At 59.4% G+C, this 22,781-nt stretch carries 23 protein-coding genes; 17 read left to right on the top strand and 6 right to left on the bottom strand.

Annotated features, from left to right (window positions below):
- Positions 1–71: 71 nt before the first annotated feature.
- The 6 genes from lpdA (at position 72) to MKZ87_RS04695 (ending at position 6,693) form a co-directional block, all read left to right on the top strand.
- Entirely contained in the window at positions 72–1,508 is a 1,437-nt protein-coding gene (lpdA, locus tag MKZ87_RS04720; protein ID WP_085682946.1) for a dihydrolipoyl dehydrogenase, read from the top strand.
- A gap of 201 nt (positions 1,509–1,709) precedes the next feature.
- Complete coding sequence (gene sucC, locus MKZ87_RS04715; RefSeq protein ID WP_007959029.1) at positions 1,710–2,876, top strand: ADP-forming succinate--CoA ligase subunit beta; 1,167 nt, start codon at positions 1,710–1,712, stop codon at positions 2,874–2,876.
- A complete protein-coding gene (gene sucD / locus MKZ87_RS04710; protein ID WP_011333119.1) occupies positions 2,876–3,760 on the top strand; it encodes a succinate--CoA ligase subunit alpha in 885 nt (294 codons plus the stop codon). The genes sucC and sucD overlap by 1 nt, the downstream gene beginning before the upstream one ends.
- A 329-nt stretch (positions 3,761–4,089) precedes the next feature.
- Positions 4,090–5,403: a branched-chain amino acid transport system II carrier protein gene (brnQ, locus tag MKZ87_RS04705; protein ID WP_227234881.1), complete on the top strand. Its 1,314-nt coding sequence runs from the start codon at positions 4,090–4,092 to the stop codon at positions 5,401–5,403.
- Positions 5,404–5,554: 151 nt separating this feature from the next.
- On the top strand, positions 5,555–6,292 hold the full coding sequence (locus tag MKZ87_RS04700; protein ID WP_085699368.1) for a DUF599 domain-containing protein: 738 nt from the start codon (positions 5,555–5,557) through the stop codon (positions 6,290–6,292).
- Complete coding sequence (locus MKZ87_RS04695; protein ID WP_085699366.1) at positions 6,292–6,693, top strand: MAPEG family protein; 402 nt, start codon at positions 6,292–6,294, stop codon at positions 6,691–6,693. Before MKZ87_RS04700 ends, MKZ87_RS04695 begins: the two co-directional genes overlap by 1 nt.
- Before the next feature lie 77 nt (positions 6,694–6,770).
- Here MKZ87_RS04695 and MKZ87_RS04690 read toward each other — a convergent pair whose 3' ends face one another.
- On the bottom strand, positions 6,771–7,007 hold the full coding sequence (locus MKZ87_RS04690; protein ID WP_011333123.1) for a hypothetical protein: 237 nt from the start codon (positions 7,005–7,007) through the stop codon (positions 6,771–6,773).
- A 158-nt stretch (positions 7,008–7,165) separates the two neighbouring features.
- Here MKZ87_RS04690 and MKZ87_RS04685 point away from each other — a divergent pair, with 158 nt between their 5' ends.
- The 4 genes from MKZ87_RS04685 to MKZ87_RS04670 all read left to right on the top strand — a co-directional run bounded on the left by MKZ87_RS04685 (position 7,166) and on the right by MKZ87_RS04670 (position 10,874).
- Positions 7,166–7,642 (top strand): PaaI family thioesterase, encoded by a 477-nt coding sequence (locus MKZ87_RS04685; RefSeq protein WP_085703368.1) that lies wholly within the window; start codon positions 7,166–7,168, stop codon positions 7,640–7,642.
- Positions 7,639–8,091 (top strand): PaaI family thioesterase, encoded by a 453-nt coding sequence (locus MKZ87_RS04680; protein WP_007959014.1) that lies wholly within the window; start codon positions 7,639–7,641, stop codon positions 8,089–8,091. The genes MKZ87_RS04685 and MKZ87_RS04680 overlap by 4 nt, the downstream gene beginning before the upstream one ends.
- Before the next feature lie 81 nt (positions 8,092–8,172).
- Positions 8,173–10,077 carry a molecular chaperone HtpG gene (htpG, locus tag MKZ87_RS04675; RefSeq protein WP_085703395.1) on the top strand — a complete coding sequence of 635 codons (1,905 nt, stop codon included), beginning with the start codon at positions 8,173–8,175 and terminating at the stop codon, positions 10,075–10,077.
- A gap of 68 nt (positions 10,078–10,145) precedes the next feature.
- Positions 10,146–10,874 (top strand): dienelactone hydrolase family protein, encoded by a 729-nt coding sequence (locus MKZ87_RS04670; RefSeq protein ID WP_085703369.1) that lies wholly within the window; start codon positions 10,146–10,148, stop codon positions 10,872–10,874.
- Positions 10,875–10,916: 42 nt separating this feature from the next.
- Here the strand turns inward: MKZ87_RS04670 and MKZ87_RS04665 are convergent, their stop codons facing one another.
- Positions 10,917–11,807 (bottom strand): pirin family protein, encoded by an 891-nt coding sequence (locus MKZ87_RS04665; protein ID WP_085703370.1) that lies wholly within the window; start codon positions 11,805–11,807, stop codon positions 10,917–10,919.
- A gap of 60 nt (positions 11,808–11,867) precedes the next feature.
- The gene (locus MKZ87_RS04660) at positions 11,868–12,284 is read right to left on the bottom strand and encodes an OsmC family protein (protein WP_085703371.1); all 417 of its coding nucleotides are present in this window, start codon (positions 12,282–12,284) and stop codon (positions 11,868–11,870) included.
- A 148-nt stretch (positions 12,285–12,432) separates the two neighbouring features.
- On the opposite strand from MKZ87_RS04660, the gene MKZ87_RS04655 reads away from it, so the two are divergent.
- Complete coding sequence (locus tag MKZ87_RS04655; RefSeq protein ID WP_371918975.1) at positions 12,433–13,470, top strand: amidohydrolase family protein; 1,038 nt, start codon at positions 12,433–12,435, stop codon at positions 13,468–13,470.
- Between the two features lie 130 nt (positions 13,471–13,600).
- Complete coding sequence (locus tag MKZ87_RS04650) at positions 13,601–15,226, top strand: methyl-accepting chemotaxis protein (RefSeq protein WP_085699351.1); 1,626 nt, start codon at positions 13,601–13,603, stop codon at positions 15,224–15,226.
- Between the two features lie 61 nt (positions 15,227–15,287).
- Here MKZ87_RS04650 and MKZ87_RS04645 read toward each other — a convergent pair whose 3' ends face one another.
- Genes MKZ87_RS04645 through purM form a run of 3 tightly spaced genes read right to left on the bottom strand, consistent with a single transcriptional unit; the run spans position 15,288 to position 17,718 of the window.
- Positions 15,288–16,001, bottom strand: a complete 714-nt coding sequence (locus MKZ87_RS04645) for a DUF3108 domain-containing protein (RefSeq protein ID WP_085699349.1) — start codon at positions 15,999–16,001, stop codon at positions 15,288–15,290.
- A gap of 8 nt (positions 16,002–16,009) precedes the next feature.
- Positions 16,010–16,660: a phosphoribosylglycinamide formyltransferase gene (purN, locus tag MKZ87_RS04640; RefSeq protein ID WP_085703373.1), complete on the bottom strand. Its 651-nt coding sequence runs from the start codon at positions 16,658–16,660 to the stop codon at positions 16,010–16,012.
- Entirely contained in the window at positions 16,660–17,718 is a 1,059-nt protein-coding gene (gene purM / locus MKZ87_RS04635; protein WP_085703374.1) for a phosphoribosylformylglycinamidine cyclo-ligase, read from the bottom strand. Before purM ends, purN begins: the two co-directional genes overlap by 1 nt.
- Positions 17,719–18,092: 374 nt before the next feature.
- Here purM and MKZ87_RS04630 point away from each other — a divergent pair, with 374 nt between their 5' ends.
- From MKZ87_RS04630 to MKZ87_RS04610, 5 genes are all read left to right on the top strand, one after another.
- Positions 18,093–19,151, top strand: a complete 1,059-nt coding sequence (locus tag MKZ87_RS04630) for a DUF2066 domain-containing protein (RefSeq protein ID WP_085699342.1) — start codon at positions 18,093–18,095, stop codon at positions 19,149–19,151.
- 34 nt (positions 19,152–19,185) lie between these two features.
- Positions 19,186–20,259: an AI-2E family transporter gene (locus tag MKZ87_RS04625; protein ID WP_085699340.1), complete on the top strand. Its 1,074-nt coding sequence runs from the start codon at positions 19,186–19,188 to the stop codon at positions 20,257–20,259.
- A 210-nt stretch (positions 20,260–20,469) separates the two neighbouring features.
- The gene (gene hda, locus MKZ87_RS04620; RefSeq protein ID WP_007950396.1) at positions 20,470–21,174 is read left to right on the top strand and encodes a DnaA regulatory inactivator Hda; all 705 of its coding nucleotides are present in this window, start codon (positions 20,470–20,472) and stop codon (positions 21,172–21,174) included.
- A gap of 214 nt (positions 21,175–21,388) precedes the next feature.
- On the top strand, positions 21,389–22,009 hold the full coding sequence (locus tag MKZ87_RS04615) for a C40 family peptidase (protein ID WP_007950397.1): 621 nt from the start codon (positions 21,389–21,391) through the stop codon (positions 22,007–22,009).
- Positions 22,010–22,228: 219 nt separating this feature from the next.
- Complete coding sequence (locus tag MKZ87_RS04610; RefSeq protein ID WP_011333136.1) at positions 22,229–22,765, top strand: C40 family peptidase; 537 nt, start codon at positions 22,229–22,231, stop codon at positions 22,763–22,765.
- The last annotated feature ends 16 nt before the right edge of the window (positions 22,766–22,781 follow it).

Below are 22,781 nucleotides of genomic sequence, written 5' to 3'. Positions count from 1 at the left end.
CAAGCTGCGGGATAACGCAGCCTGGCTTGCAGCGCGCGGCTTGAAGCTTTTCGCTAAAGAGGATTTTTTGAATGTCGCAGAAATTTGACGTAGTAGTGATCGGTGCTGGCCCTGGCGGCTACGTGGCAGCTATCAAGGCCGCGCAACTCGGCCTGAGCACTGCCTGCATCGAGAAGTACACCGATGCTGAAGGCAAGCAAGCCCTGGGCGGCACCTGCCTGAACGTAGGCTGCATTCCTTCCAAGGCGCTGCTGGACAGCTCCTGGAAATACAAGGAAGCGAAAGAAAGCTTCAACGTCCACGGTATCTCGACCGGCGAAGTCAAAATGGACGTCGCTGCGATGGTTGGCCGCAAGGCCGGCATCGTCAAGAACCTGACCGGCGGCGTTGCCACCCTGTTCAAGGCCAACGGCGTTACTTCGATCCAGGGCCACGGCAAGCTGCTGGCTGGCAAGAAAGTCGAAGTCACCAAGCCGGACGGCTCGGTTGAAGTCATTGAAGCCGAAAACGTCATCCTGGCTCCAGGTTCGCGTCCGATCGACATTCCACCGGCTCCGGTCGATCAGAAAGTCATCGTTGATTCGACTGGCGCTCTGGAATTCCAAACCGTACCGAAGCGTCTGGGCGTAATCGGCGCTGGCGTGATCGGTCTGGAACTGGGTTCGGTCTGGTCGCGTCTGGGTGCAGAAGTGACTGTCCTGGAAGCGCTGGACACCTTCCTGATGGCAGCGGACACCGCTGTTTCCAAGGAAGCGCTGAAAACCCTGACCAAACAGGGTCTGGACATCAAGCTGGGCGCTCGCGTGACCGGTTCCAAAGTGAACGGCGACGAAGTCGTTGTGAACTACACCGATGCCAACGGCGAACAGACCATCACTTTCGACAAGCTGATCGTAGCCGTCGGTCGTCGTCCGGTGACCACTGATCTGCTGGCTGCCGACAGCGGTGTGACCCTGGACGAGCGCGGTTTCGTGCATGTTGACGATCACTGCGCTACCACCGTACCGGGCGTTTACGCGATCGGTGACGTGGTTCGCGGCATGATGCTGGCGCACAAGGCCTCGGAAGAGGGCATCATGGTTGTCGAGCGCATCAAGGGCCACAAGGCCCAGATGAACTATGACCTGATCCCTTCGGTTATTTATACTCACCCGGAAATCGCATGGGTCGGTAAAACCGAGCAGGCCTTGAAAGCTGAAGGCGTTGAAGTTAACGTCGGCACCTTCCCGTTCGCAGCATCCGGCCGTGCCATGGCCGCCAACGATACCGGTGGTTTCGTCAAGGTCATCGCCGATGCCAAGACTGACCGCGTATTGGGCGTGCACGTGATTGGCCCGAGCGCTGCAGAACTGGTTCAGCAGGGCGCGATCGGTATGGAATTCGGCACCAGCGCTGAAGACCTGGGCATGATGGTTTTCTCCCATCCGACCCTGTCTGAAGCCTTGCACGAAGCAGCTTTGGCAGTGAATGGCGGCGCCATCCACATTGCCAACCGCAAGAAGCGTTAAGACACACAATAAGAAACCACGGCGGTACGGCCCGTCGTGAGCCTTGCGTGCAAGACTCACCGCGGAATGTCCGCTGGACGCAGCCTTGCGTAGCTGCACCGGGTATCCGGAAACGCTACGCAAGCAGCAGTCACAGGTGGCGCGGCACTCATAAAGAGCGCAGCGCCGAATGCGCAGTACCTAACGAAGACGGTAAAAAGCATGAATCTTCACGAGTATCAGGGTAAGCAGCTGTTCGCTGAATACGGCCTGCCAGTTTCCACTGGTTTCGCAGTAGACACCCCGGAAGCAGCAGCAGAAGCTTGCGACAAAATCGGCGGCAACGAGTGGGTTGTCAAAGCCCAGGTTCACGCCGGTGGTCGCGGTAAAGCGGGCGGCGTCAAGCTGGTTCGCAGCAAAGAAGACGCCAAAGCCTTCGCACAGCAGTGGCTGGGCAAGCGTCTGGTGACTTACCAGACTGACGCCAACGGCCAGCCAGTCACCAAGATCCTGGTTGAATCGTGCACTGATATCGCTAAAGAGCTGTACCTGGGCGCTGTCGTTGACCGTTCGAGCCGTCGCATCGTGTTCATGGCTTCCACCGAAGGTGGCGTGGACATCGAGAAAATCGCTCACGACACTCCAGAAAAAATTCTGAAAGCCACTATCGATCCACTGGTTGGCGCTCAGCCATTCCAGGGTCGCGAGCTGGCATTCCAGCTGGGTCTGGAAGGCAAGCAGGTTGCTCAGTTCGCCAAGATCTTCGTAGGTCTGGCCAAGCTGTTCAAGGATCACGACCTGGCTCTGCTGGAAGTGAACCCGCTGGTGATCAAGGCTGACGGCGATCTGCACTGCCTGGACGCCAAGATCAACATCGACGCCAACGCAATGTACCGTCAGCCTAAGCTGAAGACTTTCCACGATCCGTCGCAGGACGATCCGCGCGAAGCGCACGCTGCCAAGTTCGAACTGAACTATGTAGCGCTGGAAGGCAACATCGGCTGCATGGTGAACGGTGCCGGCCTGGCCATGGGTACCATGGACATCGTCAACCTGCACGGCGGCAAGCCAGCCAACTTCCTCGACGTAGGTGGTGGTGCTACCAAAGAACGCGTAACCGAAGCTTTCAAAATCATTCTGTCCGACAGCAATGTCGCTGCAGTACTGGTTAACATCTTCGGCGGCATCGTTCGTTGCGACATGATTGCCGAAGGCATCATCGGTGCAGTGAAAGAAGTCGGCGTGAAAATCCCGGTTGTTGTTCGTCTTGAAGGCAACAACGCTGAACTGGGCGCTAAAGTACTGGCAGAAAGCGGTTTGAACATCATCGCTGCTACCAGCCTGACCGACGCTGCTCAACAAGTCGTTAAAGCTGCGGAGGGCAAGTAATGAGCGTCCTGATCAATAAAGACACCAAAGTAATCTGCCAGGGCTTCACCGGTGCGCAGGGTACTTTCCACTCCGAACAAGCCATTGCCTACGGCACTAAAATGGTTGGCGGCGTGACGCCAGGCAAAGGTGGCACCACTCACCTGAACCTGCCTGTGTTCAACACCGTGAAAGAAGCTGTAGAAGCCACTGGCGCCACCGCCAGCGTGATCTACGTTCCGGCTCCTTTCTGCAAGGACTCGATCCTGGAAGCGGCGTTCGGCGGCATCAAGCTGATCGTCTGCATCACCGAAGGCATTCCTACCCTGGACATGCTGGACGCCAAAGTTAAGTGCGACGAGCTGGGTGTTACCCTGATCGGCCCTAACTGCCCAGGCGTGATCACTCCTGGCGAATGCAAGATCGGCATCATGCCAGGTCACATTCACTTGCCAGGCAAGGTCGGTATCGTTTCCCGTTCCGGCACCCTGACCTACGAAGCTGTCAAGCAGACTACTGACGCCGGTTTCGGTCAGTCGACTTGCGTCGGCATCGGTGGTGACCCGATTCCGGGTTCGAACTTCATCGACATCCTGAAGCTGTTCCAGGAAGACCCGAAGACCGAAGCGATCGTAATGATCGGCGAGATCGGCGGTTCGGCTGAAGAAGAAGCGGCTGCCTACATCAAGGCCAACGTGACCAAGCCGGTTGTTTCCTACATCGCTGGTGTGACTGCTCCTCCGGGCAAGCGCATGGGCCATGCTGGCGCAATCATCTCCGGCGGCAAAGGCACTGCAGACGAGAAATTCGCTGCTCTGCAAGACGCTGGCGTGAAAACCGTGCGTTCGCTGGCAGACATCGGCAAGGCCCTGGCCGAGCTGACTGGCTGGGAAGTGAAGAAGTAAGCTTCGGCTGACTCCTCTGCTCCAGCAACAAAGGCCACCCTCGGGTGGCCTTTGTCGTTTCTGGCGTTCGGGTAGGCGATGGCAATTTATAAGCACTCACCCAATAACATGCAAAAACGCGACACGGAAACGTCGCGTATCGGATAGTTCGCCCTCTAACAGTGCGTTTGTCAGGCAAATTCGTTAGGCTAGCAGCCATTTTTGCGTCTGCCGCCCACAAGGCATGCAACGCGCTAAACGGGTCAGTCTTATACGGATTGACAGCATTTCCCTAACCCCACAGGGAAATCCCCCTCTAAATTCCGATTCAGTAGTGTGGTATTTCCTTAATGAAAGTTTTGAAAGGTCAGGACATCCTGGCACTTGGCTTTATGACATTCGCCCTGTTCGTCGGGGCCGGCAACATCATTTTCCCGCCTATCGTCGGTTTGCAGTCCGGGCCCAACGTCTGGATAGCGGCGCTGGGCTTCCTGATCACGGCGGTCGGTTTGCCCGTGGTCACCGTGGTCGCACTGGCCAAGGTCGGTGGAGCAATGGACGCTCTGAGCAGCCCGATCGGCAAGATCGCCGGCGGCGTACTGGCAGCCGCTTGCTATCTGGCGGTCGGCCCGTTGTTCGCCACCCCGCGTACCGCGACCGTTTCCTTTGAAGTAGGCCTGGCGCCGCTGACCGGAGAGAGCCCACTGGCGCTGTTCCTCTACAGTTCGGTGTACTTCCTGCTGGTGTTCTTCATTTCGCTCTACCCTGGACGTCTGCTGGATACCGTCGGTCGCTTCCTCGCGCCGCTGAAGATCATCGCCCTGGCCGTCCTCGGCATCGCTGCGTTCGCACTGCCTGCCGGTGACATCGGCGTGGCGACTCCGGAATACGTTGCGGCACCTTTCTCCCAAGGGTTCATCAATGGTTACCTGACCATGGATACCCTCGGCGCGCTGGTGTTCGGCATCGTCATCGTCAACGCGATCCGCTCCCGTGGCGTCGAATCGCCGGCGCTGATCACCCGTTACGCGATCATTGCCGGGCTGATTGCCGGTGTCGGTCTGGCGCTGGTGTATGTCAGCCTGTTTCGTCTTGGTTCCGGCAGCCATGAAGTGGCGGCGGGCGCGACCAACGGCGCCGCGGTGCTGCATGCGTATGTGCAACACACCTTCGGTTCGCTGGGCAGTGGCTTCCTTGCCGTGCTGATTTCCCTGGCGTGCCTGGTGACCGCGGTTGGCCTGACCTGCGCCTGTGCCGAATACTTCAGCCGCGTACTGCCGCTGTCGTACAAGACCCTGGTAATCATCCTCGCGGCGTTCTCGCTGCTGGTGTCCAACCTGGGTCTGACCAAGCTGATCGCGTTCTCGATCCCGGTACTGACCGCGATCTACCCGCCGTGCATCGTGCTGGTGGCCCTGAGTTTCTGCGCTGCGTTCTGGCATGAGCAGAGCCGCATCATGGGCCCGGTGATGCTGGTGTCGTTCGTGTTCGGCACCATCGATGCGTTGAAAGGCGCCGGTCTGGCGGACTGGATGCCATCGCAACTGGCCCACCTGCCGCTGAGCGAGCAAGGTCTGGCGTGGCTGGTGCCGTGCGTGATGACCCTGGCGGTTGCCGTGGTGTGCGACCGCCTGCTGGGCAAGCGCGCCGAAGCACTCGCCTAAGATTGCCGGGCCGCCACAAGCGGTCGCCGAGCGATTAAACAGAAATGCCCCGTATCAATCGATACGGGGCATTTTTTATGGGCTTCAGGCAGTGTCTTTTTCCCTCGACTAACGTCGAAGGGGAGCCGAAATCTTCATCACAGGGAATTGCATGTCGTTCATCCAAGCCAACCTGATCCACCTGCTGGCCGCGCTCTGGTTTGTCATCTGCTGGGCCGGCTACACCCGTTATGCCACCTGGAAAGGTCGTGATACCGCGTGCCTGGCCAGCGTGCTGCACCTGTACCGCGAAGACTGGATGCGCCGCATGCTGCTGCGTGACAACCGTATCGCCGACGCCAGTGTGATCGGTAACCTGGAACGCAACGCCTCGTTCTTCGCCTCCAGTACGCTGATTATCCTGGCGGGCATTCTGACCGTGCTCGGCGCTTCCGAGCGCGCGGTGTCGCTGCTGGCGGATATTCCGATGGTGCAACAGGCCTCGCAGGGCATGTCGGAGATCAAATTGCTGTGCCTGGCGCTGGTGTTCGTCTATGCCTTCTTCACCTTCAGCTGGTGCATGCGTCAGTACAACTTCGCCGCCATTCTGGTCGGCTCGGCCCCGATGATCGGTGAGCGGCAAGTGTCGGAGCAGGAGCGCAAGGCATTCGCCTCGCGGGCGGCGCGGGTGATCTCGATGGCGGCCAACCAGTTCAACTTTGGTCTGCGTTCCTACTACTTCGGAATGAGCATGCTGGCGTGGTTCGTCAGCCCGTGGCTGTTCATGTTGATGAGTGCAGGCGTGGTGCTGGTGTTGTATCGCCGCGAGTTTCATTCCGACGTACTCGATGTAATGGTCTATACCCCTACAGAGGCGCCATTGCCCGAAGCGAACAAAGAGGCTGCTTGATGAGTATTCCGTTCTGGTGTGTGTTTATCAGTGCTTTGTTGATCTACGTGGCGCGTATGCCGGTCGGCAAGGCCATGAAAGAACAGGGCGGTTACAACAACCACCTGCCACGTCAGCAACAGGCGCAACTCACCGGTTACGGGGCCCGTGCGCTGGCGGCACATCAGAACAGCATCGAAGCGTTCATCCTGTTTGCCGTTGGCGTGCTGATGGCGCATACCACGCAGACGGCGGGATGGCTGATCGATGCATTGGCGATCATCTTCGTGATCTCGCGAATTCTCTATCTGTGGTTCTACCTGGCGGATATTCCTACGCTGCGCAGTCTGGTCTGGCTGGTCGGCTTAGTGTGTTCATTGTTGCTGATGATTAGTCCGACTTTTAGAACCGTCTTGCTCTAAGACGGCATTGGCAAAAAATCACAGGCAAAAGAAAACCCGCACTTGACGGGTTTTCTTTTTTGCTATCGAGAAGCAGCTTATTGCTTCTTGGCAGCTTCTTCTTGCGCTGCAGCGTTCGATTCGGCCTGATCTTTGGCGGCTTCGGCGTTTTCTTTCGCCGCGTCGTTCACTTTATCCTGAGCTTCGTTCATTTTTTGCTGAGCTTGTTCAGCATGTTGGTTGGCATCTTGAGCTTTGTCCTCGGATTTTTTATCGCAGGCAGCGAGACCGAGGGAAGCGGTCAACATCAAGGCAATAGCTAAAGTCTTACGCATGGGGTGTTTCTCCTTATGGAAAATAACTACTGGCCTTAAGAGCTCAGGCCCTTGGGTTAAGTTCCTCATTTCTTTCAGATATATAAGTTTGTTTTGCAATGGAACTTTTGCTGTTCTTTCCACTACGGCGAACAGTGATTAACAAGAGTAATTATCAAATGGCCGAAAGCCCCGTTTTTGAGCGTGCGACACGGTTTCTCTCGGCCTTGCGCCACTGTCAGGTGCTGGGATTGAAGGTGCATAGCGCAAGTCGCGAAGGCCTGACGGTGGTGCTGCCGTACAGTGCACAAATCGTCGGCAATCCGCTGACCGGCGTAGTCCATGGCGGGGCGATCACGTCGCTGATGGACACGGCGTGCGGCATGTCGACCCTGTGCGTCCTGCCGGAATTCGAAGTCTGCCCGACCCTCGATCTGCGCATCGACTACATGCACGCCGCCGAGCCGAATAAAGACGTGTATGGCTTCGCCCAATGTTATCGAGTCACCACCGATGTGATCTTCGCCCGCGGCTTCGCTTATCAGGACGATCCCGAGCAACCGATTGCCCACGTTGTCGGCACCTTCATGCGCATGGGCAAGGGGCTTAAAGGCACCAAAGGCTTTGGTGGCGCGATCAAGGGAGAAAACCCATGAGCGATGATTTCAAGCAGCAACTGCAAGAGGCCCACGAGAAGGGGGACTACGCGCCGCTGCTGAAACTGATCCCCTACGCCGGACTCATCGGCGTCGAGTGTTCGCGGGTCGGTGACGACTTGCTGTTCAAGCTGCCGGCAAACAAGGACAACATTGGTAACCCTTTATTGCCGGCGATTCACGGCGGGGTGATCGCCGGGTTCATGGAGCTGTCTGCGGCCCTGCATCTGTTGATTTTCACCGGTGCGCCCGGTGTGCCGAAGATTATCGATTTCTCCCTTGATTACCTGCGAGCCGGGCAGTTTCGCGATACCTGGGCCCGGTGTCAGGTCTGCCGTCAGGGCCGGCGGGTGGCCAACGTCGCGGTCACGGCCTGGCAAAGCACTGAAAGCGAACCGATTGCCACTGCCCGCGCGCACTTCAAAATCGATGAGCCCTTGAAATCCTGAAGCACGCCCCCAATTCACAGATCAACCCGCCGCCGACCAGCAAGGTCGCGGCCAATGCCATCTGATTGGAGTTTGATGACCATGAGTGTGGAAACTCAAAAGGAAACCCTGGGCTTCCAGACCGAGGTGAAGCAGCTGCTGCACCTCATGATCCATTCGCTGTATTCCAACAAGGAAATCTTCCTTCGCGAATTGATCTCGAACGCCTCTGACGCCGTCGACAAATTGCGCTTCGAAGCCCTGGCCAAGCCAGAGTTGCTCGAAGATGGCGCTGAACTGAAAATCCGTGTGAGCTTCGACAAGGACGCCAAGACCGTCACCCTCGAAGACAACGGCATCGGCATGAACCGCGACGATGTGATCACCCACCTGGGTACCATCGCCAAATCCGGCACCGCCGATTTCATGAAAAACCTGTCCGGCGATCAGAAGAAGGATTCGCACCTGATCGGTCAGTTCGGTGTGGGCTTCTACTCGGCCTTCATCGTCGCTGACAAAGTTGACGTGTACAGCCGTCGCGCCGGCACCGCCGCCAGCGAAGGCGTGCACTGGTCGTCGAAAGGTGAGGGCGAATTCGAAGTCGCCACCATCGACAAGCCAGAACGCGGCACCCGCATCGTCCTGCATCTGAAAAAAGGTGAAGACGAATTCGCCGATGGCTGGCGTCTGCGCAACATCATCAAGAAATACTCCGACCACATCGCGCTGCCGATCGAGCTGCCGAAAGAAGTGGCCGCTGCCGAAGGCGAAGAAAAGCCTGAAGCCGAATGGGAAACCGTCAACCGCGCCAGCGCCCTGTGGACCCGTCCTCGCACTGAAGTGAAGGATGAGGAATACCAGGAGTTCTACAAACACATCGCCCACGACTTCGAAAATCCGCTGTCGTGGAGCCACAACAAGGTCGAAGGCAAGCTCGAATACAGCTCGCTGCTGTACGTGCCGGCCCGCGCACCGTTCGATCTGTACCAGCGTGAAGCGCCGAAAGGCCTGAAGCTGTACGTACAGCGCGTGTTCGTGATGGATCAGGCCGAGTCGTTCCTGCCGCTGTACCTGCGCTTCATCAAGGGTGTGGTCGACTCTAACGACCTGTCGCTGAACGTGTCGCGGGAAATCCTGCAGAAAGACCCGATCATCGACTCGATGAAGTCGGCGCTGACCAAGCGCGTGCTGGACATGCTGGAAAAACTGGCGAAGAACGAGCCTGAGCAATACAAGGGCTTCTGGAAAAACTTCGGTCAGGTCATGAAAGAAGGCCCGGCAGAAGATTTCGCCAACAAGGAAAAAATTGCCGGTCTGCTGCGTTTCGCATCGACCAATGGCACCGATGGCGAGCAGATCGTCGGTCTGGCCGAGTACCTGGCGCGTGCCAAGGAAGGTCAGGACAAGATCTACTACCTCACCGGCGAAACCTACGCGCAGGTCAAGAACAGCCCGCACCTGGAAGTCTTCCGCAAGAAAGGCATCGAAGTGCTGCTGTTGACCGACCGCATCGACGAGTGGCTGATGAGCTACCTCAGCGAGTTCGACGGCAAGAACTTTGTCGACGTCGCGCGCGGTGACCTGGACCTGGGCAACCTGGACTCGGAAGAGGACAAGAAGGCCGCAGAAGAAGTCGCCAAGTCGAAAGAAGGTCTGGTCGAGCGTCTGAAAACCGCACTGGGCGACTCCGTTGCCGAAGTCCGGGTTTCCCATCGCCTGACCGACTCGCCGGCCATTCTGGCCATCGGTGAGCAGGACCTGGGTCTGCAAATGCGTCAGATCCTCGAGGCCAGCGGGCAGAAGGTGCCGGATTCGAAGCCGATCTTCGAATTCAACCCGAGCCACCCGCTGATCGAGAAGCTCGACAACGAGGCCAGCGACGATCGCTTCAGCGACTTGTCGCACATCCTCTTCGACCAGGCCGCCCTGGCGGCTGGCGACAGCTTGAAAGACCCGGCCGCTTACGTGAGCCGCCTGAACAAGCTGCTGGTCGAACTGTCTGCTTGATCAAGCTTTAGAAAAACCCGCTTCGGCGGGTTTTTTCATTCTGGTGTTCAACCACTCTGGAGTCAGAAATGAGCCAAGTCACTGTACGTTCCGTGGTCTATCAGATTGACGGCCAGCCATATGAAGGTCGTCTGGCGTTCGACGCCGAGCACACAGGCGCACGCCCGGGCCTGTTGATGGCGCCGAACTGGATGGGTGTCAGCGCTGGCGCTGAAGAGATCGCCAAATCGGTGGCGGCCAAGGGTTATGTGGTACTGATCGCTGACGTTTACGGCCAGGCCGTGCGTCCGCAGAATGCCGATCAGGCCGGTGCGGCAATGATGCCGCTGAAGAATGACCGTGCGCAGTTGCGCAAGCGTATGCAGGCCGCGTTCGAACAATTGCAGAAACAGGGCGAGGCGGCGGTTGATACCTCGAAACTGGCTGTGTTCGGTTTCTGCTTCGGCGGCTGCTGTGCGCTGGATCTGGCGCGCACCGGTGCGGCAGTGAAAGCGGCGGTGTCGTTCCACGGCACGCTGGATTCGCCGAACCCTGCGGACGCGAAGAACATCAAGGGCTCGGTGCTGGTGCTGCACGGTGCTTCGGACCCGCTGGTGCCGAAAGAGCAGTTGCCGGCATTCGAAGACGAGATGAACGCCGCCGGTGTCGACTGGCAGCTGCTGAGCTACGGCGGCGCGGTGCACTCGTTCACCGATCCGCACGCCAACGTGCCGGGCAAGATGATGTACGACGCGAAGACCGCAGCGCGGGCGTTCAAGTCGATGCATGACTTGCTGGATGAAGTGTTCAAAGGCTGATTCGGTTGAAAACACTCCCACGCCTGGCGTGGGAGTGCTGGTTTAAAGCGGTGTCGGCTCGCTGCGTGATTTCGGCAGCTCTATCCGCTCGACTTCTCCCGGCACTGTCGGCCAGTCACCGGCCGCCCACTTGCGCCGCGCCTCATCGATTGCCGCCGGATCGCTCGCAACAAAGTTCCAGTTGATCCGCCGTGGCCCATCCAGTGGTGCGCCGCCGAACAGCACCGCGTGGCTGTCGCTCTCGGCGAACAGACTCATTTCTTCCCCGGTAGGCAATACCACAAGCGCGTGGGGTTCGACCGCTTCGCCGTTCAACTGCACATCACCACTCAACACATACAAAGCCCGTTCCTCATGCTCAGTCGGAATCAGCAGCGTGGTTGCGGTCTGCATCTTCAGTTCGGCATAGAGCGTAGGAGAAAGCACCGGCACCGGCGATTCCAGGCAAAAGCCTGACCCGGCAATCATGCGGATCTGCACGCCAAGGTTATCGCTGACCGGCAATGTCGAGGCCGGGTGATGGCTGTAATGTCCCGGGCCTTGTTCGTGATCTTTGGGTGAGGCGAGCCAGATTTGCAGGCCGTGCATCTTGAAGCTCTGATCCCATAGCGGTTCGGGCGTGCGCTCGACGTGAGCGATCGCCGTGCCGGCCGTCATCCAGCTGACATCGCCGGCGCTGACCACCTGATCCGAACCCAGGCTGTCCTTGTGCTGAATCTGTCCTTCGAACAGGTACGTGAGGGTCGAGAGACCGATGTGCGGGTGCTGTCGGATATTCATGCCTTTGCCCGCCGGATAAACCGTTTCGAGCATGTGGTCGAAAAACACGAAAGGCCCGACGCTGCGGCATTTGGCTGACGGCAGCGGGCGCAGAATCGGCTGGCCTTCGACGTCTTCGGCGCGCGGGCGGATGATCAGGGGTTGGGTGTCCATGGTCCATTCCAGGCTGAGCGGGTGATGCGTGGAGCATAACCCGCCGGTGTCGTCGGGTGATTACTGGCTGTCGAAGCCGACGGGTGCGTGAGTCTCGATAGTGACTTCGCTGGTGGTCATCAGCTTGTGGATCGGGCAGCGATCGGCCACGCGCAGCAGTTCTTCGCGCTGGGCATCGGTGAGCACGCCCTTCAGGGTGAGGGTTACGTGCAGGGCGTATTTGCCTTTCTGTTCCTGGCTGTTGTCGCGTTTGACCTCAACGCCGACGCCGGTCAGCGGGATGTCCTTTTTCTTCGCGTACAGCTTCAAGGTCAGGGCCTTGCAGGCGCCGAGGGCGGCGTCGAAGTAATCGTGCGGCTCCGGAGCCGAGCCTTCGCCGCCGGCGGTCGTCGGGACATCGGCAAACAGCTCATGCTCATCGATCTGTACGGTGTGGCGAAAACCATCGGCGGACACGGTATTGACGGTAACGGTCATGTGAACCTCGCATGCGGTAGGAAAAAGGGATTCGATCAAAAAAGACCTTTGCAGGTATAGAGCATTCCCACACAGGCGCGTTCCACTTTCTTGCCGGGTGAACCCTCGTCGCCCGACAAGGGTCTAGGCTATGCCTGTCTGCCGGAGAATGCTTGTGTCCGTGTTTCGTTTGAGCCTTGCCTGCCTGATAGTTTTCACCGGCGCCGCCAGTGCCCGGGATTACACCTACAGTGATGCGCACCTGCATTACGTGGATTTTTTCCAGGAAACCGCCGGCATGCCGAAATTGCTGACCGCCATGAAGGAAAACTCCATCGAGCACGTGATGATTTCCGGCATTCCCGTGGCGAAGAAATGGCACGAAGACGAGCCGAAACGCCCGCGTTATTACGCAGGCGATGACGCCGATGCCTATTGGTACAGCGCGACTGACGTGATCGTCGCCGACGCCGTGCAGAAGCTCACGCCGGAGCAGCGCCAGTACTTTCACCCGTTTCTTTCAGGCTTCAACCCCAACGACAAGAACTCCGCCGCGCACATCCAGCGCATGCTCGATCTGTATCCCGGCTTGTGGCAGGGCATCGGCGAAGTCTTCACCCGTCACGACGACCTTACGGCGCTGACCTCCGGCGACACGCCACGTGCCAACAACGAAGCCATGACCCGCGTCTATCACCTGGCCGCCGAAAACGATCTGCCGGTGATGCTGCATTCCAACATCACCTCCAAGCGTGAGAAAAATCCGCTGTACCTGAAGGAAATCGAAGAGCCGCTACGCAATCATCCGCACACCCGGTTCATCTGGGCGCATGCCGGTACCAGTGCCGAAATCCATCGTCATCAGACGCAGCTGGATTTTTTGCTGCCGACCCTTGCGCGAATGCTGGAGGCGTACCCGAACCTGTTCATCGATTTGTCGTGGAGCCTGCTGACGCCTTATCTGCTGGACGAAAAGGGTCAGCCGCGAGCGGAATGGGTGCAACTGGTGGAGCGTTATCCGGATCGCTTCATGATCGGTTCGGACGTGGTCGGGCGATTCAACAAACTCGGCAAGGAAATCCACGGCTTCAAGCCGTTTCTCGACGCCTTGCCGGAGGCGGTGGCAAAAAAAGTCGCGCGAGACAACTTCCTGGCGATCTTGCCGCGAACAGCGCTCAAGTCCGGCAAATCCGCGCTGAATCGTTAATGCCGATGGTTCGGAGTATCAAGGCTATTTGATATCACGTTTTGGTCTTACGCTTTTTTTCAAAGGGCCGATACCTTCTAGAGCAACCAGCTGCAGGGTTGATGCAGCGCTTTTGGAAGGAACCAGAGCAATGAGTATCCGTAGTCTCAATATTGCGCCCCGGGCCGGCCTGGGTTTTGGGGTGCTGGCGCTGATGGTGTTTGCCCTTGGCGCGTTCGCCCTGCTGCAGATGTCGAACATGCGCGCGCAATCCGACGAGGTCGACAATAACTGGTTGCCCAGCGTGATGGCGGTGGGCGAGATGAGCCAGGACATGCTGCGCCTGCGCGCGCTGACCATGCGCCTGTTGCTCAATCGCGATCCGCAGGCGCTGGATCAGAATGTGGCCAAGCTCAACGATTTGCGCGGTGTGCTGAGCGAAGCCCAGCAGCGTTACGACATCCTGATCGTGCTGCCCAAAGAGCGCGAGCTGTTCGAGCGCTTCAAGGTCGCCGAACACAAATACCTGGAGCTTCAGGCGCAGGTGATGACGTTATCCGCTCAGGGACGAGTGGAGGAGGCGGCCGCCATTCTCAACGGGCAGATGAGCCCGCTGGCGGATGATATTGCAGTGACCCTGCGGGAGCTGGTGGAGCTGAATAAACACAACGCCAATCTCGCCACTGAGGCCGCACGGCTGGTGTTCACCAACTCGCGGGTGTGGGTTGGGGTGATGATCGGCATCACCGCGCTGATTACCATCGCGCTGGCGTTGTTGCTGACCCGCAGCATCGTGCTGCCGCTGTCGCAATCGCTCGACGTCGCGCAAGTGGTGGCCAGTGGCGATCTGACTGGCGATATCAGCATTTGCGGCAAGGACGAACCGGCGCGGCTGCTCCACGCGCTCAAGAGCATGCAGCACAACCTGCGCGACACCATCCGCCGCATCTCGGAGTCCTCCAGTCAACTGGCTTCGGCCTCGGAAGAGTTGAGTTGCGTCACCGAGGACGCGACGCGAGGACTGCACCAGCAGAGTCTGGAAATTGAACAAGCCGCCACGGCAGTCAATCAGATGACCGCCGCCGTGGAAGAGGTGGCGAGCAATGCCGTCGCCACTTCAGAGGCTTCCCGTGAGTCTGATCGCATAGCCCAGCATGGCCGCGAGCAGGTGCAGCAGACAGTGTCGTCCATCGAGCTGCTGGCGGACGATGTCACTGCCAATGCCGCGCAGGTGGAAGATCTGGCGCAGAAGGTCTACAGCATCAGCAAGGTGCTGGATGTGATCCGCTCGATTGCCGAGCAAACCAATCTGTTGGCCCTGAACGCGGCAATCGAAGCCGCGCGGGCGGGGGATGCCGGACGGGGTTTTGCGGTGGTGGCGGACGAAGTGCGGGCGCTGGCCCATCGCACTCAGCAATCGACGCAGGAGATCGAGCAGATGATTGGCGGCATCCAGCAGGGCACCGATTCGGCGGTCAGCTCGATGCAGCAGAGCAACGTCCGGGCGCGCTCGACCCTGGAGCTGGCAAAGGCTGCTGGCGTGGCGCTGGAGGAAATCGCTTCGGCATTCACCTTGATCAACGAGCGCAATCTGGTGATCGCCAGTGCGTCGGAGGAGCAGGCTGCCGTGGCGCGGGAGGTCGATCGCAACCTGATGAATATTCGTGATCTGGCGATGCAGACGTCTGCGGGGGCCAATCAGACCAGTGCCGCGAGTCAGGAGCTGTCGCGGCTGGCGGTGGACCTGAACAGCATGGTCGCCAGGTTCTCGGTCTGATCACCGTTCGACAGGCGAAAAAAAGCCCCGCGTTTGCGGGGCTTTTTGATGTTGCGTCGGATCAACTGCCTTTGACCGTCTTGCCGTTGACCGTGCCGTCGAGGAGCATGATGTTGTACTCCTTGCCGTCGGTTTCGACCTGTTGCAGGCGAACCAGCAGGTAATCCCAGTCCTTGGCGAACCACAGGACAGTGATGCGCTTGCTTTGTGTCGGATCGCGGACGCGTTCGACCTTGATCGCATCGATCTGGCCGGCCTTGGTTTCGACTTTTTCCGAGCCCAGCACGCGGAAGTCGTAGGTATCGACTTCGCCATCATCGACGACCTGATAGCTCATGCTTTTCTTGCCGGCAGCCACATCATGCTGCAGCGCCAGCTGATAGGTGGATTTGTCGACCATGCCGCGGTTGAGCGGGATTTTCACCGCATCGCCGCGGTCGGTGCCGGTCACCAGCTTGTTGGCCCAGTCGAAGTCCAGGTCAGCTTTTTTCGCTTTGCCCAGGCCACCGCGTTCGAAGTGGTAGGACTGTGGCAGCAGAGTGTCCTTGTCCAGGGTCAGCGTGCTTTCCTCGGACAGGCTGGCAATCATCATCGACGCCTTGAAGCTGAGCTTCCAGACGCCGTTGGCTTCCTTGGTCAGGCTGCGTGAAGCGGTGCCGCTCATGGGCAGTTGCTTCCAGTCGGCGGTGTAGCTGGCGGAGAACGGTTGAAGGTCTGCCGCCTGGGCGAAAGGCAGGGCGAGCAGAGCGCAAGCGAAGAGCAGGGCGCGACGCATAAAATCTCCTAGTTTCGAATCAAGTGACCGCTGGCCCCGAGTAACTGGCCATCCAGTAAAGCACCTTGCTCGCCGAGGCTCAGCCGTCCTTCGGCGAACCAGCGTACGGCCATCGGGTAGATCAGGTGTTCCTGAATGTGAACCCGTTGCGCCAGACTTTGCGGCGAATCGTGCAACTCTACCGGTATTACTGCCTGTACGACCAGTGGTCCGCCATCGAGTTCCTCGGTGACGAAGTGCACGGAGCAGCCGTGTTCGGCATCGCCGGCCTCCAGCGCGCGCTGATGCGTGTGTAACCCTTTGTATTTGGGGAGCAGCGACGGGTGGATGTTGAGCAGGCGACCCTGGTAGTGACGGACGAAGTCAGCGCTGAGAATGCGCATGAAGCCGGCCAGTACCACGAGTTTGGGGTTGAATTCGTCGATCAGTTCGATCAGAGCGGTATCGAAGGCCTCGCGGCCCTCGAATCCCTTGTGATCCAGCGAGCGGGTGGCGATACCCGCGTCACTGGCGCGTTGCAGGCCGTAGGCGTCGGCGCGGTTGGAAATCACCGCAGCGATGCGGACCGGGCTGTCGCCGGTCCGCGTGCTGTCGATCAGGGCCTGCAAGTTACTGCCGGTGCCGGACAACAGCACCACGACATCACAGGTGTTTGGCATCAGTGAGCCTTGAGGTTCTTCAGTTCGACCTGAGCCGCGCCTTCGGCAGCGTCGGCGATCTGACCGATGACCCAAGGCTGCTCGCCGGCGTCACGCAGGGTGTTCAGGGCAACTTCAACGTGTTCTTGAGCCACGCAGATCACCATGCCCACGCCGCAGTTCAGCACGCGGTGCATTTCGGTTTCGTCGACGTTGCCTTTCTCTTGCAGCCAGTCGAAGACAGCCGGGCGGTTCCAGCTGGCCACGTCAACCACGGCCTGAGCGCCTTTTGGCAGGACGCGCGGGATGTTGTCGAGCAGACCGCCACCGGTGATGTGGGCCATGGCTTTGACCGCGCCGGTTTCCTTGATCAGCTTGAGCAGCGGCTTCACGTAGATGCGGGTCGGGGCCATCAGCAGTTCGGTGAGCGGCTTGCCGTCGAGCTGAACGCTTTCGATGTCGGCACCGGACACTTCGATGATCTTGCGGATCAGCGAGTAGCCGTTGGAGTGCGGGCCGGACGATGGCAGGGCGATCAGGGCATCACCGGTGGCGACTTTCGAGCCGTCGATGATTTCGGCTTTTTCCACGACGCCGACGCAGAAGCCGGCCAGATCGTAGTCTTCGCCTTCGTACATGCCAGGCATTTCAGCGGTTTCGCCGCCAACCAGCGAGCAGCCAGCCAGTTCGCAGCCTGCACCGATACCGGTAACCACGGTGGCGGCCACGTCGACGTTCAGCTTGCCGGTGGCGTAGTAGTCGAGGAAGAACAGCGGCTCGGCGCCGCACACCACCAGATCGTTGACGCACATGGCGACCAGATCCTGGCCGATGCTGTCGTGCTTGTTCAGGTTCAGCGCCAGGCGCAGCTTGGTGCCGACGCCGTCAGTACCGGAAACCAGCACCGGTTGTTTGTAACCGGCCGGGATCTCGCAGAGGGCGCCGAAACCGCCCAGGCCGCCCATGACTTCCGGGCGCGCAGTGCGCTTGGCGACGCTCTTGATGCGTTCGACCAATGCTTCACCGGCGTCGATGTCTACACCGGCGTCCTTGTAGCTCAGGGAGGGTTGCTTGCTCATGATCCAGGCCTTTAGGGGAGGGGATTCAGGGGTAACGACCGAGTTCAGCGGGAACGCCGAATCCGACAGGGGCGATTGCCTCACGCGAAGTTCGGGGTGCCCGGCTGTTGCCGGTCTGCGAAGGCGCGCGATTTTATCAGGCTTGAGGGGCAGCGGCCATCCTCACGCCGACGGGCAGGGGCATATCGGTGGAAAAATTTTGCAATTGACACTGTGGGTGACATCACGGGTGCCTGTATAAGGAACCGTCTATCGTTAGGACTGTGCGAAAACTTACCGACCGCTTGTGAATGTTTTGCGACGGCCTGTGGTCACAGGCTTGCAGAACGGTTCACGCGGCCTGTTCCAGCCGCTCTTGTCGACGGGAATTCTCCATGCGTTTTTGTAAATTGCTGTTAGTGGGTGGCTTGTCTCTGATCAGCCTGGCGAGTCAGGCCGAAAATCTCAAAAGTCTTTATCAGGTGCGCGAACCGGTCACTGGCCAGTCGCCAGAGGAACGTGATCGTGCCACCCAGGCCGCGCTGGATACGCTGGTGCTGCGCCTGACCGGCGACCCGAAGGCCCCGCAGAACCCGGGGCTGGCGCCGGTTCGCAAGGATCCACAGCAGATCATGAGCCAGTTCGGTTTCGATGCCGGGCCGCCGGAAGTGCTGAAAGTCGATTTCGATCCGGGAACCACCGAGCAGGCGTTGCGCCGTGCCGGACTGGCGCTGTGGGGTGCCAACCGGCCCTCGATCCTGAGCTGGTGGCTGAATGATTCGACCGAGGGCTCGAGCCTGGTCGGCGACGGTCAGGCCAGTGCCGCGCCTTTGCGTCGCGCCGCTCAGCACCGTGGGTTGCCGTTGCGCCTGCCGCTGGCGGACTTGAGCGAGCAATTGGTTGCCACGGCACCCGCGCTTGAGGGGGCTGACCCGGCGCCATTGCGCAACGCTTCCGAACGCTACAACGCAGACGCTTTGCTCGCCGTGCATGCCCGCGAAGAAGGCGGGCAATGGCAAGCCAAATGGCAGTTGTGGCTCGGCGACAAAAAAGAGGCGGGCAATGTGCAGGGCGCGGATCAGGCCGCCGTGGCCGATGCAGTGATGCTGGCGGTGACTGAACGCTTGGCGCCACGCTTTGTAGCCAAGCCGGGTGCGTCCGGCCAGCAGACCCTGGAAGTGCAGGGCATGAATCTGGAGCACTACGCGGCGCTGCTGCGGTTACTCGAACCGTTTGGCGTGCGTCTGCAGAGTGTCGATGCCGATCGCATTCTGTATCGGGTCAATGGCAGCGCCGATCAGTTGCGAGCGCAGTTGTCGCTGGCGAAGTTGCAGGAACTGCCGGCCGAGGCGCCCGCTCCGGTGGCTGCGCCGCAACCTGCGGTCGCCGGGACGCCGCCAGTCGTTGCGCCGACGCCGACACCGGCGGCGCCGTCGTTGCGGTTCCGCTGGTAGGTTTCTTTCTTATATATAAGCAATGGAGTGTTACATGGCCGATACGCGGCGTTGGTTCTGGCTCGGTGGGGTGCTCCTGCTTTGCGCGTTTGTCTGGTTGCTGCATCCGATTCTCACGCCGTTCCTGGTGGCGCTGTTGCTTGCCTATCTGTTCGATCCGCTCGTTGATCGTCTGGAGCGTCTGGGGCTGTCGCGAACCTGGGGTGTGATTGCGGTGTTCGCCCTGTTCACCCTGATCGTCACCGCGTTGTTGCTGGTGCTGGTGCCGATGCTCGCCAGGCAATTGCTGCGGCTGTACGAACTGGCGCCACAAATGCTCGACTGGTTGCAGCACACTGCTGTGCCATGGGCGCAATCGAAACTGGGGTTGTCGGACGGCTTCTGGAAGTTCGACAAGGTCAAGGCCGCGATCAGCGAACACATGGGTCAGACCACCGACATCGTCGGTGTGGTGCTGAGTCAGGCGACGGCGTCGAGTCTGGCGCTGATCGGCTGGCTGGCAAATCTGGTGCTGATCCCGGTGGTGAGCTTTTACCTGCTGCGTGACTGGGACGTGATGATGGCCAAGATCCGTGGTCTGCTGCCCCGTGATCGCGAAGAGCGTGTGGTGGCGCTGGCGGGTGAGTGCCATGAAGTGCTGGGCGCGTTCGTGCGCGGGCAGTTGCTGGTGATGCTGGCGCTGGGCGTGATTTATGCGGCGGGCTTGATGATTGTCGGGCTGGAGCTGGGTCTGTTGATCGGTCTGATCGCGGGGCTGGCGGCGATTGTGCCGTACATGGGGTTCGTGATCGGTATCGGTGCGGCGTTGATTGCCGGGTTGTTCCAGTTCGGTGGCGATCTGTATCCAATGATCGGCATCGTGGCGGTGTTCATGGTCGGTCAGGCCCTGGAAGGCATGGTGCTGACGCCCTTGCTGGTGGGGGACCGGATCGGCCTGCACCCGGTTGCGGTGATCTTTGCGATTCTGGCCGGTGGCGAGCTGTTCGGCTTCACTGGTGTGCTGCTGGCATTGCCGGTGGCGGCGGTGATCATGGTGCTGGTGCGGCATGTCCACGATCTGTACAAGGATTCGGACATCTATAGCGGGGCGGATGAGCCGGAGTTGTAATCGTGACGTGCGGGCCGCCCGGTGGATTACCGGGTTGGCCCGTCTCATGCAGGCCATGGCGCCAAAGAAACTGTCATAAAACCAGCACGTTAACGCAAACCTTTGATTTTGCTTGGGGTCTGTCGCATTGTGCGCTCCGCTTCACGGGTATAAACTTCGCTCACTTTACACAGAGGCCACTAACGGTTCCTTGGGAACTGTTCAGTCAGCATGAAACCGATTCAGCTGCCCCTAGGTGTGCGTCTGCGTGACGACGCCACCTTCATCAACTACTACCCAGGCGCCAATGCCGCTGCACTCGGCTATGTCGAGCGTCTATGCGAAGCCGACGCCGGCTGGACCGAAAGCCTGATCTATCTGTGGGGCAAGCACGGGGTGGGGCGTACGCATCTGTTGCAGGCCGCGTGCCTGCGCTTCGAACAGATGGGCGAGCCGGCGGTGTACCTGCCGCTGGCCGAGTTGATGGATCGCGGCATCGAAATTCTCGACAACCTCGAACAGTACGAACTGGTCTGCCTGGACGACTTGCAGGTGATTGCCGGCAAGGCGGACTGGGAAGAGGCGATGTTTCATCTGTTCAACCGTCTGCGTGACAGCGGTCGCCGCTTGCTGATCGCCGCCTCGACCTCGCCGCGTGAACTGCCGATCAAGCTTGCCGACCTGAAATCGCGCCTGACCCTGGCGCTGATTTTCCAGATGCGTCCTCTCTCCGATGAAGACAAATTGCGTGCCCTGCAATTGCGCGCATCCCGTCGTGGTCTGCACCTGACCGACGAGGTCGGGCATTTTATTCTGACTCGCGGTACCCGCAGCATGAGCGCGCTTTTCGATCTGCTGGAACAGCTCGATCAGGCCTCTTTGCAGGCTCAGCGCAAGCTGACCATTCCCTTCCTGAAAGAAACCCTGGGCTGGTAAAACCGGGGCTTTCAGCCGGTTTCGGCATATTTCAGGCGCCAGAAAACCCGCTTTCCAGTGCGTTGCGCAGGCTGCGTCTCGATTCAAATAGGCTTAAGCGCTTAGATGTTAACGAGAAACCGGGAAGTCACAAAAAGATCGATTGAATTTGCAAATGAGGCTGATAGCGGGCATAGTCTCGGCTTCTTTACAACTATCAGCCACGGTCGTGCCCATGCTAAAGCGCTTCGCACCCCTCGTGCCTCTCGCACTCGTCACCCTGTTGTTCGGTTGCGCTGCTCATTCACCTGTTAATCAAGAGCAGCAACAACAGGCTAAAAATTCCGCCACCGCCCAGTCTTCCGTTATTTACCAGGAAGAGCTGGACACCGAAAAAGAACTCGCCGACTTCAACGGCAAGAAGCCTTACCAGCTTCCGGTTCTGGCCGACAGCATCCTCGAACGCGGCATGTCCCTGATCGGTACCCGTTACCGTTTCGGCGGTACCTCTGAAGCCGGTTTTGATTGCAGCGGTTTCATCGGCTACCTGTTCCGCGAAGAAGCCGGCATGAACCTGCCGCGCTCCACCCGCGAAATGATCAACGTTGATGCGCCACTGGTTTCGCGCAGCAACCTCGAGCCGGGCGACCTGCTGTTCTTCGCCACCAATGGTCGTCGCGGTCGTGTAAGCCACGCCGGGATCTACCTGGGCGACAACCAGTTCATCCACTCCAGCTCTCGTCGCAGCGGCGGTGTTCGCATCGACAGCCTGGGCGACAGCTACTGGAGCAAGACCTTCATCGAAGCCAAGCGCGCTTTGGCGAACGCTCCAACCGTGGTTACCGCTCGCAAGTAACCACGCATTTGTCGCCACGCTCGTGGCGACAAAAAGGCCTTTCAGAGGCAATAGACCTAAACTTTACAAGGTGAAGTTAAAGTCTTACTTGAAGTTTACCGCGTAGCCGCTAGAATCCTGATCTATATTGATGGCAAACCGCCTGCGTTCCACCGCAGGCGGTTTTGTTTTCTGTCGAATCGGCAGTCAAAGCCTCAGCCAGATCAGGATGTTCTGCATATGACGATGTCGGCCCGCTTTGCCTTGATGTTCTTCGCTGCGCTGCTCAGCGCCTGCGCCAGCCGCACTCCGCCGCCTGCACCGGTGGTTCGCGCTCCGATCGTGTTCGGATCCTCCCAGGCCTTTTCGCCCGCTGCCGAAGACGTGCTGTTTCGCGCGCTCGGGCTGGTGGGCACGCCTTATCGCTGGGGTGGCAACACGCCGGATTCGGGCTTCGATTGCAGCGGTCTGATCGGTTTCGTCTACCGTGATGCCGCCGGCATCAGCCTGCCGCGTTCGACCCGCGAGATGATCGTCATGCAGGCGCCGAATGTCGGCAAGGAAGGGCTGCAAACCGGCGACCTGATCTTCTTCGCCACCAATGGTGGCTCTCAGGTCAGTCATGCGGGGATCTACGTCGGGGAAGGGCGCTTCGTGCATGCCCCGGCCACCGGCGGTACGGTGAAGCTGGACAGCCTGTCGAAAGCGTATTGGCAGAAAGCCTATCTGAGCGCCAAGCGCGTTCTGCAGCCGGAGCACCTGGCACATAACCCGTAGCCCAGATACATAAAAA

It is taken from the genome of Pseudomonas sp. MCal1, assembly GCF_026341415.1.
Lineage (GTDB): Bacteria > Pseudomonadota > Gammaproteobacteria > Pseudomonadales > Pseudomonadaceae > Aquipseudomonas.
Note: the sequence above shows the minus strand (reverse complement) of the source record. Positions and strands in the feature narration are given on the sequence as shown.

Excerpts from the sequence above, each read along its gene's own strand:
- brnQ (WP_227234881.1), top strand. The coding sequence starts at position 4,090 with ATGAAAGTTTTGAAAGGTCAGGACATCCTGGCACTTGGCTTTATGACA.
- MKZ87_RS04645 (WP_085699349.1), bottom strand. The coding sequence starts at position 16,001 with ATGCGTCGCGCCCTGCTCTTCGCTTGCGCTCTGCTCGCCCTGCCTTTC.
- MKZ87_RS04685 (WP_085703368.1), top strand. The coding sequence starts at position 7,166 with ATGGCCGAAAGCCCCGTTTTTGAGCGTGCGACACGGTTTCTCTCGGCC.
- htpG (WP_085703395.1), top strand. The coding sequence starts at position 8,173 with ATGAGTGTGGAAACTCAAAAGGAAACCCTGGGCTTCCAGACCGAGGTG.
- MKZ87_RS04695 (WP_085699366.1), top strand. The coding sequence starts at position 6,292 with ATGAGTATTCCGTTCTGGTGTGTGTTTATCAGTGCTTTGTTGATCTAC.
- MKZ87_RS04690 (WP_011333123.1), bottom strand. The coding sequence starts at position 7,007 with ATGCGTAAGACTTTAGCTATTGCCTTGATGTTGACCGCTTCCCTCGGT.
- lpdA (WP_085682946.1), top strand. The coding sequence starts at position 72 with ATGTCGCAGAAATTTGACGTAGTAGTGATCGGTGCTGGCCCTGGCGGC.
- purN (WP_085703373.1), bottom strand. The coding sequence starts at position 16,660 with ATGCCAAACACCTGTGATGTCGTGGTGCTGTTGTCCGGCACCGGCAGT.
- MKZ87_RS04630 (WP_085699342.1), top strand. The coding sequence starts at position 18,093 with ATGCGTTTTTGTAAATTGCTGTTAGTGGGTGGCTTGTCTCTGATCAGC.
- purM (WP_085703374.1), bottom strand. The coding sequence starts at position 17,718 with ATGAGCAAGCAACCCTCCCTGAGCTACAAGGACGCCGGTGTAGACATC.
- hda (WP_007950396.1), top strand. The coding sequence starts at position 20,470 with ATGAAACCGATTCAGCTGCCCCTAGGTGTGCGTCTGCGTGACGACGCC.
- sucD (WP_011333119.1), top strand. The coding sequence starts at position 2,876 with ATGAGCGTCCTGATCAATAAAGACACCAAAGTAATCTGCCAGGGCTTC.
- MKZ87_RS04625 (WP_085699340.1), top strand. The coding sequence starts at position 19,186 with ATGGCCGATACGCGGCGTTGGTTCTGGCTCGGTGGGGTGCTCCTGCTT.
- MKZ87_RS04650 (WP_085699351.1), top strand. The coding sequence starts at position 13,601 with ATGAGTATCCGTAGTCTCAATATTGCGCCCCGGGCCGGCCTGGGTTTT.
- MKZ87_RS04670 (WP_085703369.1), top strand. The coding sequence starts at position 10,146 with ATGAGCCAAGTCACTGTACGTTCCGTGGTCTATCAGATTGACGGCCAG.
- MKZ87_RS04615 (WP_007950397.1), top strand. The coding sequence starts at position 21,389 with ATGCTAAAGCGCTTCGCACCCCTCGTGCCTCTCGCACTCGTCACCCTG.
- MKZ87_RS04660 (WP_085703371.1), bottom strand. The coding sequence starts at position 12,284 with ATGACCGTTACCGTCAATACCGTGTCCGCCGATGGTTTTCGCCACACC.
- MKZ87_RS04665 (WP_085703370.1), bottom strand. The coding sequence starts at position 11,807 with ATGGACACCCAACCCCTGATCATCCGCCCGCGCGCCGAAGACGTCGAA.
- sucC (WP_007959029.1), top strand. The coding sequence starts at position 1,710 with ATGAATCTTCACGAGTATCAGGGTAAGCAGCTGTTCGCTGAATACGGC.
- MKZ87_RS04680 (WP_007959014.1), top strand. The coding sequence starts at position 7,639 with ATGAGCGATGATTTCAAGCAGCAACTGCAAGAGGCCCACGAGAAGGGG.
- MKZ87_RS04700 (WP_085699368.1), top strand. The coding sequence starts at position 5,555 with ATGTCGTTCATCCAAGCCAACCTGATCCACCTGCTGGCCGCGCTCTGG.
- MKZ87_RS04655 (WP_371918975.1), top strand. The coding sequence starts at position 12,433 with ATGCTTGTGTCCGTGTTTCGTTTGAGCCTTGCCTGCCTGATAGTTTTC.
- MKZ87_RS04610 (WP_011333136.1), top strand. The coding sequence starts at position 22,229 with ATGACGATGTCGGCCCGCTTTGCCTTGATGTTCTTCGCTGCGCTGCTC.